This is a genomic window from Chitinophagales bacterium (assembly GCA_013816805.1).
Taxonomy (GTDB): Bacteria; Bacteroidota; Bacteroidia; order Chitinophagales; family UBA10324; genus MGR-bin340.
This window is the reverse complement of sequence record JACDDS010000021.1, coordinates 37,469-49,594: the sequence shown is the minus strand read 5'-3', so window position 1 is coordinate 49,594 and position 12,126 is coordinate 37,469. Positions and strand designations below refer to the sequence as shown.

Annotated in this window: 9 protein-coding genes; 6 read left to right on the top strand and 3 right to left on the bottom strand. The window is 38.6% G+C overall.

The window, feature by feature from the left end; all coding sequences use genetic code 11:
* Positions 1–1,412: KUP/HAK/KT family potassium transporter (locus H0W62_14705; GenBank protein ID MBA3649769.1), on the bottom strand; the 1,412-nt coding region annotated here is incomplete at its 3' end.
* Between the two features lie 138 nt (positions 1,413–1,550).
* On the bottom strand, positions 1,551–3,497 hold the full coding sequence (locus tag H0W62_14700) for a KUP/HAK/KT family potassium transporter (protein MBA3649768.1): 1,947 nt from the start codon (positions 3,495–3,497) through the stop codon (positions 1,551–1,553).
* A 266-nt stretch (positions 3,498–3,763) separates the two neighbouring features.
* Here H0W62_14700 and H0W62_14695 point away from each other — a divergent pair, with 266 nt between their 5' ends.
* The 6 genes from H0W62_14695 to H0W62_14670 all read left to right on the top strand — a co-directional run bounded on the left by H0W62_14695 (position 3,764) and on the right by H0W62_14670 (position 10,308).
* Positions 3,764–5,038 (top strand): sodium:proton antiporter, encoded by a 1,275-nt coding sequence (locus H0W62_14695; GenBank protein ID MBA3649767.1) that lies wholly within the window; start codon positions 3,764–3,766, stop codon positions 5,036–5,038.
* Positions 5,039–5,180: 142 nt separating this feature from the next.
* Positions 5,181–6,005: a rhomboid family intramembrane serine protease gene (locus H0W62_14690; GenBank protein MBA3649766.1), complete on the top strand. Its 825-nt coding sequence runs from the start codon at positions 5,181–5,183 to the stop codon at positions 6,003–6,005.
* A complete protein-coding gene (locus H0W62_14685; GenBank protein MBA3649765.1) occupies positions 6,005–6,916 on the top strand; it encodes a rhomboid family intramembrane serine protease in 912 nt (303 codons plus the stop codon). Before H0W62_14690 ends, H0W62_14685 begins: the two co-directional genes overlap by 1 nt.
* 92 nt (positions 6,917–7,008) lie before the next feature.
* Positions 7,009–8,118 (top strand): endonuclease/exonuclease/phosphatase family protein, encoded by a 1,110-nt coding sequence (locus tag H0W62_14680; protein MBA3649764.1) that lies wholly within the window; start codon positions 7,009–7,011, stop codon positions 8,116–8,118.
* Positions 8,119–8,254: 136 nt separating this feature from the next.
* Positions 8,255–9,253 (top strand): NTP transferase domain-containing protein, encoded by a 999-nt coding sequence (locus H0W62_14675; protein ID MBA3649763.1) that lies wholly within the window; start codon positions 8,255–8,257, stop codon positions 9,251–9,253.
* Positions 9,254–9,354: 101 nt separating this feature from the next.
* A complete protein-coding gene (locus H0W62_14670; GenBank protein MBA3649762.1) occupies positions 9,355–10,308 on the top strand; it encodes a nitronate monooxygenase in 954 nt (317 codons plus the stop codon).
* 9 nt (positions 10,309–10,317) lie between these two features.
* Here the strand turns inward: H0W62_14670 and H0W62_14665 are convergent, their stop codons facing one another.
* Entirely contained in the window at positions 10,318–12,069 is a 1,752-nt protein-coding gene (locus H0W62_14665) for a sulfatase-like hydrolase/transferase (protein ID MBA3649761.1), read from the bottom strand.
* Positions 12,070–12,126 lie beyond the last annotated feature (57 nt).

Here is a 12,126-nt window from a genome sequence, read left to right as displayed (position 1 = left end):
GATGCATACTTGGGAACACTCTGGTCTTCACTGAGCTCTACCAATTTCGGCAGCAAGTCTTTCATGGATCCAAATTCCAAAAAACGATTCTTGATCCTTCTGCCTTTATACCATGCGTACATTATAGATAAAAAGGTAAATGCTGCGAGAAAAGCAATATACCCTCCAAGAGGAAACTTGATCAGGTTAGCAACCAGAAAACAAAACTCAATAAATAAAAATGTGAAACCAATGGTGAGCATAATCGTGAATGATCCGCGTCTGACATAAGCATACGTGCTAATTAATATCGTAGTAACAATCATGGTAACATTAATTGCTAAACCATAAGCAGCTTCCATATATTTAGATTCCTGAAAATACAGCACAACCCCAATGCAGCCTGTTAATAGTATCCAGTTAATGGAGGGAACATATAATTGGCCCCGTTGAATTGTGGGATACCGTACTCGCACCTTTGGCCAAAGATTAAGTCGCATAGCTTCATTTATTAATGTAAAAGCTCCTGTAATCATGGCCTGGCTTGCAATAATGGCGGCAAACGTTGCAATAACAATGGAAGGTAGCAGGAACCAATCCGGTACAATGCCATAGAAAGGGTTGGCTACCGGAATATCTGTTCTTTTCAGCTCTTCGTATTGCATCAGCCAGGCTGCCTGCCCGAAATAGTTTAGCAGGAGGCAAACTTTTACAAAAATCCAGCTTACACGAATATTAACTTTTCCGCAATGCCCCAAATCAGAATATAGAGCATCGGCACCGGTAGAACATAAAAATACGGCACCGAGCAACCAGTACCCCTCCTTATAATTAGTGAGTAACTGAATGGCATACATCGGGTTAATAGCCTTAAAAATTTCAATATGATGAACAATTTTGCTCACACCCATTACAGCAAGCATCAGGAACCAGATAACCATAAACGGCCCAAATAAGCTTCCCACAATTCGGGTTCCTGCCCGCTGGAAGAGAAATAAGGAGGTTATTATAATAATAACAATTGGAACCGTTTGAATTTCCTCATTAATATTTCTTAGTCCCTCTACAGCAGAGGAAACAGAAATAGCAGGAGTAATCATTCCATCAGCAAGCAGTGTAGATCCACCGATCATAGCAGGTATAACCAGCCACCTGGCACGTTTTCGCACTAAAGCATACAAGGCAAAGACTCCTCCTTCCCCTTTATTATCGGCTCGAAGAACCAGAAATACATATTTAATAGAAATAATAAGTGTAAGTGTCCAGAATACGCAGGAAACCCCTCCATAAATAAGCTCTTTGCTTATCACCCTGTTGCCTACAATGGCAGACATCACATATAGGGGAGACGTCCCTATATCGCCGTAGACAATACCAATTGTAATTAATAATAAACCCGCCGAAAGGCGATTGACAGTACTCCTGCTATCCACAATAAAAATTTACGTTCACGAAGATAAGAGATTGCGATATCGATATTGTTGGTTTTTTAACAAGGCAATTTAAGCTTTACTATAATTTTATCGACACTTATTTTTACATGCTGAAGATTCTGGCTATGAACAATATCATTATAGTTCCACTGTGGTTTCTGCTTTCTCTAACATATCTCCATTTTCCTCTACCCTTGTTAATTTTAGTTCCCGGGGCCGGGTGAGTATAAGTGGAATCTTTTCTATGGTTACTGCACTGGTATCCAGGCCAAATTCTGTTCCTTCAGACAGTGAAATCCTTTTTAAAAAGAAATAAATATCCATTATGATCTTTTCAAAGAAGGGCAGCTCATTCTCATAGGAGAGAAATTTCTCCATTACTACAAACCGGAAATCACCCGGCAGGTGGTATTTATTCAGCGATTCATACCGGCTCGTTATATCTACCTCACCCTTTTCTACCATGTCTTCAATAACCTTGCGCAGAAACAAATTGATCCGTGGCTCCATTCGGAATCCTAACCTGAAATCTATGCGGAACACCAAATTCGGTTCCAGCACTTCCATCTCATATTCCATTGTATAAGGCTCATCTATCACATCAACATGAACAAACCAGTACGTATCGGCACGCTTCGGCTGCTTGTTGAAAATAGAAAACAATACTTTCGATTCTATCTGGGAAGGATAGTTGGCGCTCGTTAAAAAAATGACATGAGATGCATACTTGGGAACACTCTGGTCTTCACTGAGCTCTACCAATTTCGGCAGCAAGTCTTTCATGGATCCAAATTCCAAAAAACGATTCTTGATCCTTCTGCCTTTATACCACACAAACATGACTACAAAGAATGATAATGATGCAATGATTGCAATATATCCTCCGTGTGGAAATTTGATAAGATTAGCTATAAGGAATATAATTTCTATAAATAAATAAGCAACACCTATAGCTATAGCTATGGTTAGCGAGCCTCTCCGGATATAGACATATGCACATATAAGAATAGTGGTAACCAAAAGGGTAATATTTATTGCAAGGCCATAAGCAGCTTCCATATTCTTCGATTCCCGGAAAAATAAAACGACTGCAATACATCCGACCAACAATATCCAGTTGATAGAAGGCACGTACAATTGACCACGCTGGTCCGTAGGATGCCGGACCCGTACTTTAGGCCAAAAGTTGAGCCGCATCGCTTCATTAATCAATGTATAAGCCCCGGTTATCATTGCCTGGCTGGCAATGATGGTAGCAAATGTGGCTAAGATGATTCCATAAATAAGAAATCCATCAGGCATAATACCATAAAATGGATTGGAAGCGGGAAGGTCAGAACGTTGCATTCCCTGATACTGCATCAGCCAGGCAGCCTGACCGAAATAATTGAGCAGAAGACAAATTTTAACAAAGACCCAGCTTACGCGAATATTTATTTTTCCACAATGACCAAGATCTGAATAAAGAGCTTCAGCCCCCGTAGTACAAAGAAATACCGAACCCAGTAACCAGTATCCATTAGGGTATTCCGCCACAAGGTCTATGGCATATACCGGATTAATCGCACCTAAAATCTGAAGGTGACCCAGAATTTTTTCAAAACCAAATAATCCCAGAATGAGAAACCATATAAACATGACAGGGCCGAAAGCAGCACCAACAATACGAGTACCAGCACGCTGAAAAATAAACAGGATAGCAATTAAAACCAATACAATGGGCACCGTTTCAATGCTATCATTTATATCGCGCAATCCTTCCACTGCAGAAGATACAGAAATAGCCGGGGTAATAATACCATCAGCTAATAGTGTAGCACCACCGATAATAGCAGGGATTACCAGCCACTTAGCCCGCTTTCGCACTAAAGCATACAAAGCAAAAATTCCACCCTCTCCCTTATTATCGGCCCGAAGCACCAGCAGTACATATTTTATCGAGGTAATTAATGTAAGCGTCCAGAACACGCAGGAAACACCTCCATAAATAAGCTCTTTGCTCAAGGTTTTATCGCCTATAATAGCGGACATGACATAGAGCGGAGAAGTGCCAATATCCCCGAAAACGATTCCAATGGTTATCATTAAAAGACCAACGGAAAGACGGTTGACAGTACTCCTGTTATCCACTGTAAAAATTTAGGCGCGCAAAGTTAAGCCGATATAATTAATCGGGGCTTGCTTATAATATGTTATTATAGGGATGGAATGATATAGCTATGCCGGTTAGATATCATTTAAAAATGGCTTTAGGTCGAAAGACTTTTCTTTATACCCTATGAAAATAGGTAAGTAGCACTAGGTTTTCTGATGTTTGATCTTGTTTTCATCTGAGGCATTCCACCTAAAGTATGGTTTCACCTTTCGTCATTTTACTATTATTAATTGCTTTAGGACCGGTTGCTTTTCCAAAATACTGGAAGAGAAATTATAAATCCATATCCATTTTTTTAAGTGCGCTGGTAATAGGTTACTATATTTTTATTAAAAAAAATATTCATGATATAGAAACCGCTGGCTTTGATTATTTTTCTTTTATATCCTTACTGAGTGCCTTATTTGTCGTTTCCGGGAGTATATTCATTAAGCTGGATTTCAAGCCTAGTCCTTTTGTTAACACCTTAATCTTATTTACAGGAGCTGTTCTTGCAAACTTTATAGGTACTACCGGCGCCTCTATATTGCTGATCCGGCCATTTATACAATTAAACGAACACCGTATTAAGCCTTACCTGATTGTATTTTTTATTTTTTTAGTCAGCAATGTCGGAGGCGGCCTCACGCCTATGGGGCCACCATTATTTCTCGGTTACCTTCGGGGTATTCCATTTGAATGGATGATCCATAATATATTTTATCAATGGTTATTTGTTGTGGGATTATTGTTGACCATTTTTATTTTTTTTGATTCTCGAAATAATAAAAAAAGTGTTTTGCCTTTTCAGAAGCGAACCGGAACCTTAAGAATTGAAGGTTTAAAAAATCTTATTTGGCTAATTCTCATTATGCTAACCGTATTTCTGGATCCGGCAAAAATACACTGGCTGCCCTCATTTCATGGTCATTCTTTTGTGCGTGAGATTTTACAAGGTGTCCTTCTATTCGCCTGTTATATCTTTTGTGATAAAAAAATATTGGTACGTAATAAGTTTCACTGGGAACCCATTCTGGAGGTAGGATTTTTATTTTTTGGGATATTTTTTACAATGATTCCAGCCTTAACATTTCTTTCTGATTTTACAAATCAATACAGGAGTACGGAATATTTTAATCCTGGTATTATTTTCTGGAGCACTGGTATTGCCTCCAGTTTTCTCGATAATGCACCGGCATATCTCACTTTTTTAACCGTAGTAATGTCCTACTTTAACCTCGCTGCTACTGACAATTCTTCGGTTTATCTTTTCTCTCAAAATCCGGAGTATATTATTTATCTCAAAGCTATTTCGATGGCCGCCGTATTTTTCGGCGCTATAACGTATATAGGAAATGGACCAAATTTTATAGTAAAATCAATAGCTGAAGACATGCGTGTGGAAATGCCCTCCTTTTTTCGATATATATGGAGCTATGCTTTTCCAATCCTGCTACCCATTCTGGCTCTTATATGGCTGATTTTTTTATAGCAGTATTTACTAACGCGCAGCGCTTTAATGATTTACCACGTTAAAAATTGCCGTAAAATATTATGGTTGCTACCAAAAGAGTTTTCCAATATTCTATTCGTGCTTACATTAACCTATTCACGATAACCTATAACTTCGCGACATGTCTGACTTTCGGCCCACCCGGTTTCAAATCCTGCCCGTAATTGTAAAAAACTTACTGATAATAAATGTCCTTATGTTTTTTACAACTCTGGTAATACAGCAAAAGTATGGTGTTGATCTCGTCAATTTACTGGGGCTGCATTTTTTTTCATCAAGCCTATTTAAGCCATTCCAGCTAATTAGTCACATGTTTATGCACGGAAGCTTCCTGCATATTTTTTCCAACATGTTTGCACTCTGGATGTTTGGCAGTGCATTGGAAAATGTATGGGGTCCAAAGCGTTTCCTCATCTTCTACTTTGTATGTGGATTAGGAGGTGCTGTAATGCATCTGGGAGTTACCTGGTTTGTATATTCCCATATGCAAAGCGCAATTGATACATATGCCCTCCACCCCGATATTGCTTCTTTCGCCACGCTCACTGCGCGCTACGATTATTTACTTAATTCCGGAGCTGTTCAAAGTTTTATTGACCAATGGAAACAGATTCCGAAAGATACTTCTATTGCCCGGCAATCTGTTGATCTTGCTTACAGCATCTTAAAAATATATGCTGATATTCCTATTGTCGGCGCTTCCGGTGCTGTTTTCGGAGTGCTGGTAGCTTTCGGAATGCTGTTTCCGAATACTTATCTTTATGTTTATTTTTTTGTACCTGTTAAGGCAAAATATTTTGTATTTATCTATGCAGCTTTTGAATTATATGCGGGCTTTAGCGGGGCACAGGATAATGTGGCGCATTTTGCACATATAGGCGGAGCAGTAATAGGATTTTTACTGGTGAAATACTGGAACCGAAACAGAAGAATTGATTTTTACTGATGAGAAGCAATACGATCTGGACAGAGATAAAACAAACTTTTAAGCGAAGCGATCGCATGGTATATCAATTGATCGCCCTAAACGTGGTCGTATTTCTTACTGTCAATATAATTAGTATTCCATATTTCCTTGCAGGCAAAAGTTTCAATCCTGAATCCTTAAGATTTTACCTGGGAATTCCTGCTGATTTTAATCAGCTGCTGCATCAACCGTGGACACTAATTACGTATGCATTTACTCATTTTGAATTTACCCACATACTGTTCAATATGCTTATGCTGTATTGGTTTGGCAAAATTCTTTCTGAATTTTTGGGTAACCGAAAAATTTTGCCGCTTTATATAATGGGCGGGTTATTTGGGGCTCTTCTTTTTATCATTACTTATCAGGTATTCCCGGTATTCAGCGATGCCATTGCAGAGTCACGTGCCTGGGGAGCATCCGCAAGCGTTATGGCAATTATGATTGCTGCAGCTACATTGGTGCCCGATTATACCATGTTCCTCTTACTATTTGGCTCCGTTAAAATAAAGTGGATTGCTGTGGTGCTTATTCTGCTGGATATCATCAGCATACCCACCTCCAATCCCGGGGGTCATATTGCACATTTAGGTGGTGCTTTTTTTGGATTTGTTTACATACGCCAACTGCAATCGGGAAGGGATTTAGGACAGGGCGTAAACTGGCTGATAGATTACTTCACACATTTTTTTAATAAAAAACCCCCTGTAAAAATAGTTCACTCTTCTAAAAAGAAAACTTATTCTTCCGCTCCGCAAAAGAAGAATGTTTCTGTATCAAAACAAGAACAGCTCGATACTATACTCGATAAAATTGCCCAGTCAGGATATGATACTCTGACGAAATCAGAAAAAGATTTTTTATTTAACGTGAGCAAGGAAGATAAATAATCCTTCCGGAGCTTACGCTGGAATTGATAAGTTTTCAGAATATATGAGACGTGAAAATCGCCTTATACTCTTTTCTAATTAAAGTCATTACGTTGACCTTCCTAAGAAAAATAATCTTACTCTTAAATTTTATTGCTGCGTCTGGTTTGTTAGCAGGTGGAATAAGTATATATGCCAATCCTTCCAGGCTGTGGGTATTTTCATTTTTTGGCCTGGCTTATCCAATCTTTATTTTTATCAATATTTTCTTTATTTTTTTTTGGATTATTGTCCGGTTTAAATATAGTTTCATTTCCATTATTGCTATTTCTTTGACTTTCCCTGTGTTGAAAACATATTTTTCACTTCCTTTTCCTTCTATAGCCGGAAGATCAAAAGCGTCACCCTTAAAAGTGATGAGTTATAACGTGCGCAATTTCGACCTCTATCACTGGTCTAAAAAAAATGGAACATTAAACGAAATTTTAAAACTGATAAAAGAGCAAAATCCCGATATAATTTGCTTTCAGGAATTTTATACCTCTTCAAAAGGCAATTTTCAAACTATTAAAATGCTGATGGATCAGGCTGGCTTTAAATATTATTTTTTTGAAAAAACGTATGAACATCGTATGGTGGATGCATGGGGAATTGCAATTTTCAGCCATTATCCAATCGCAGGCACAGGAAGTATTGAGTTTGAAAAGCCCACCCAAAATTCATGCTGTTATGCCGATATTAAATTAGATGATACAACTATTCGCGTATTCAATATTCACCTGCAATCAATTTACCTATCAGATAAAGACTATAAATATCTCGAAGATATATCCGCAAATCAGAATTTGCAGGTTAGACCAACTGAAGCCATTGTTGCGAAATTAAGGAAGGCATTTATTCTCCGCGAAAAACAAGCAATCCAAACCGAAACTGCTGTTAAAGAAAGCCCTTACCCGGTAATCCTGTGCGGCGATTTTAACGATACGCCGGTGTCTTTTGCATACCATATAATAAGCAGCAATTTACAGGATGCCTTTTTAGCTGGCGGATGGGGGATTGGGCCAACTTACTCCGGTATTCTGAAAATATATCGTATCGACTACATCTTTACAGATAAACAATTTGTTGTAAATAATTATAAAACCATTTGTAAAGAATATTCAGACCATTTCCCGATAGTAGCAACTATTTCTATGAAACCAATCATGTTTCATAAAGATTAGCTACAAGGGTACCAAATGCTATTTGTAATAATAATATAATTCAATACAAAATTCAAATAAGCTAAATGCATTTGCAAAGCTGTAAACTATCCCTGATCCGGATGTTTCGTACATTTAGCACGGAGAAACACCTCTCATGAAAGCTATTATTCCAGTTGCGGGAACCGGAACCAAGCTGCGGCCTCACACCTATACGCAACCAAAAGCACTTATTCCGATAGCCGGAAAACCAATACTTGCATTTATCATTGATGAAATGATTGCTGCAGGAATTACCAATTATATATTTATAATAGGCTATTTGGGAGAAAAAATCAGGGATTTCGTTGAAAAAAAATATCCTCACATCAATGCAACTTTTGTTGAGCAAGTAATACGCGAAGGAATCGGCCATGCTATCTGGCATGCAAGAAATCATGTTGATCCTGATGAGCCGGTCTTTATTGCTCTCGGTGACAGTGTTTTTGATTTAAACATGAAAGACCTTGTGGATTCTCCCCATTCTATTTTATGTTTAAAAAAAGTTGATGACCCAAGAGATTTTGGAGTCGCGGAAATGGTAGAAAAAAATGGCACTATTATACGTCTGATCGAAAAGCCACAAATCCCAAAATCAAATCTTGCTTTGGTTGGTCTTTATAAAATCAACGAATCGAAAGAGTTATTTGATGCATTGGAATATAACATTAAAAATATGATACTCACGCGCGGGGAAATCCAGCTTACAGATGCACTAATGCGTATGGTTGAAAGAGGTATTGTATTTAAAGGATATAAAGTCAATAACTGGTTCGATTGCGGCAGAAAAGAATCATTGCTGGAGACAAATTCAATTCTTCTGAAAAAAATGGGGCACTCTCTTTCTTCTTCATTGCTTTTTGAAAATTCTATTATTATAGATCCCGTAAGCATTGCCGAAAATTGCCGTCTTAGCAACTGCATTGTTGGTCCCAGCGTTACCATTGGAGAAAACACAACTATAGATTCATCCGTTATCCGGGATTCGATTATAGGCAGTTATTCAGTTATAGAAGATGTGCTGCTTCACCACTCATTGATAGGCAATGATACTACCATCAGAGGTATAAGCCAGACCCTTAATCTCGGTGATGATACAGAAATTGATATGCGCTGAGCCATCTTTATTGTTTATCCGTCTGAATAATTAATAATTACCCGGCTGAAATCTATATAAAGGGATGTGCACGTCATTTGCAATATTTTTATTTTCATAAAATGAACAATCGTATCACACAATTATTTGGTATAAGATATCCTATTAACCAGGCGGGAATGATTTGGTGCAGTGGTTGGGAGCTTGCATCAGCCGTCTCGAATGCAGGCGCCTTAGGTATTATTGGATCAGGCTCAATGTATCCGGAAATTCTTCAGCACCATATCCGCAAATGTAAAGCAGCGACTTCACAGCCTTTTGCAGTGAATGTTCCTTTAATGTACCCCGATATTGATCAGCACATGAAAATTATCAGAGATGAAAATGTACCCATTGTTTTTACCTCTGCAGGCAATCCTAAAGCATGGACTTCCCAATTAAAAACAGATAGAATAAAGGTAGTGCATGTGGTATCGAGTGCTAAGTTTGCAAAGAAAGCGGAGGATGCCGGATGCGATGCAGTGGTTGCCGAAGGGTTCGAGGCAGGTGGTCACAATGGTCGTGAAGAAACTACTACGATGGTTTTAGTTCCTCTGGTAAAGAAAGCAGTAAATATTCCTGTAATAGCTGCTGGTGGTATTGCAACGGGCCGTGCCATGATGGCTGCCTTTGCTTTGGGGGCGGAAGGTGTTCAAATGGGGTCCCGCTTTGTCGCCAGTACTGAAGCAAGTGGCCATCATAAGTTTAAGAATAAAATTATTGACAGCGAAGAAGGAAGCACTGTGCTTACTTTGAAGAAATTGATGCCGGTGCGGTTATTAAAAAATAAATTTTATGATAAAATTCAAGCGGCTGAAGATAATGGTTCATCCAAAGAAGAGCTGAGCCTTTTATTAGGCAGATCGCGAGCCAAGCGCGGAATGTTTGAGGGTGACCTTGATGAAGGCGAATTAGAAATAGGTCAGGTAAGCGGATTAATAAAGGATATTAAACCTGCTGCATCTATTATAGAGGAAACATGGAATGAATTTCTAACCGTTCAAAGAGAAATCACCTTTTTTTCCATCAAAAAATAACATATGATTTTATTGCAAAAAAATCTTCCTCACTAAATGCTGCCCCTGATTTTCAAATGAAATAACATATATGCCAGGGGGAGTATTACCTACATAGATTAATTGATCCGAGAGTGGAAACTTATAGAAGCGTTTATCATTGAACACAGGTTGTCCTAATAAATTAAAAACGGTTACATTCCATATTCCTGATTCTTCGACTGGAATATTATCAATACCGGTAGTGCTGCCACCGCCTTGGTTGTAGGGATCGCCAGCGTCAAATACAGGAACAACACAAGCAGGAATAGGACCTGGATTGTCTGAAAAGCCTACATGACTGGTATCTTCAAATTTCAGCTTACAGGAAATAATAGTATCGATACCAAAGTCTTTTAAGGCTACTCGCATGCTGTCTAATTTGCAACGGTAATATTTAATTATGGATTGATAAGCAGGGTCATTAATAAGATTAATATTTTCCCTGGGATCGTTTACCAGATCAAAAAATTCCTCCGTCTCCTGGTCACAAAAGCTTTTAATAAGGGTATAATCCATCGTACGTGCCTCCCTCATAGAAGGAGTTTCGTTCTCCTGAAATACTTCACACATTATATTGTGCCGGATAACCTCCTGGCTGGCAAGCTTTCGCAAAGACACTCCATCCATTCCATAAGTATTGGTAACTCCTGCTAAATCCATTAAAGTAGGCGCAAAATCAATGTTTGCAGCAATCTGATTAGTAATTACTGTACCAGGTGCAAACCAGGCAGGATAGCGTATGAAAAGCGGAATTTTAATTGACTCTTCATATAGTAACTGTTTTCCCTGTAAAAGATGTTCTGATTTAATATTTCCGTTATCACTAGTGAAAAATATTACAGTATTATCCAGTAATCCAAGACTGTCCAGATAATTCAGCAATACTCCGGTATTGTATTCCACACCTGCCAGCATTCTGAAATAACCACGGTATTCCGTATCCTGGGCTATAGAATCCCCTGCCTGGTTAAAAGGATACAGATATGAAGGATAATTTTTTACATAAGGGGTATCATTAGGGGGGAAAGGCATTGTATCGTTTGTAAAAAGGTTCGCATCTTCCGGACGGGGGATGTAAGGAACGTGAGGCGCACGATGAGCAAGATAAAGGAAGAAAGGCTGATCTACAGGACGGGTAGCAATAATGTCTTCAGCATAATTTGTTAGTACGTCGGTGGTGTGGCCTGCGATATGAATATTAGGATGTCCATTATAATTATAGCGTGAATCAATGTAACTCTCCTGGGTGCTGATAAGATATTTATCAAAACCCCGAACGCTGTCTTCATCAAATCCCAATTTGCCTGACAGGCCTGTATAATATCCGGAAGATTTCAAAATAGAGGATATCCATGGCAGATTATTTTTTATATTTTCCGGGTTACTGGTAGCGCCGTTTTTATGGGGATATAATCCTGTAAAAAATGTGCCCCTGGCAGGCGTACAAAGAGAAAGCACATCTACAGTAGTCTTAAAATTTATTCCTTCGTTAGCAATGCGGTCGATGTTCGGGGTGGGAAAGAAAGGAATAGGATCTTCTGGTCCGAATGAGTCATAACGTGCATCATCAAGCATGATAAATAAAATATTCGGACGACTATCCCTTGTGGAAACGTGGGGAGATGTAGTTCCTGGTTCCCCGTATTTCTTAATTACATCATTCAATGTTGCAGGCTGCTGTTGTGCAAATGATATACAAGTATATAAGGTAAAAAGGCAAAACAGGAGAAAATTCTTCATACAAATGAGTTAAAATGGTTTTGATCTAAAGAAGGGAGCAAATTTAAACTATTCAAT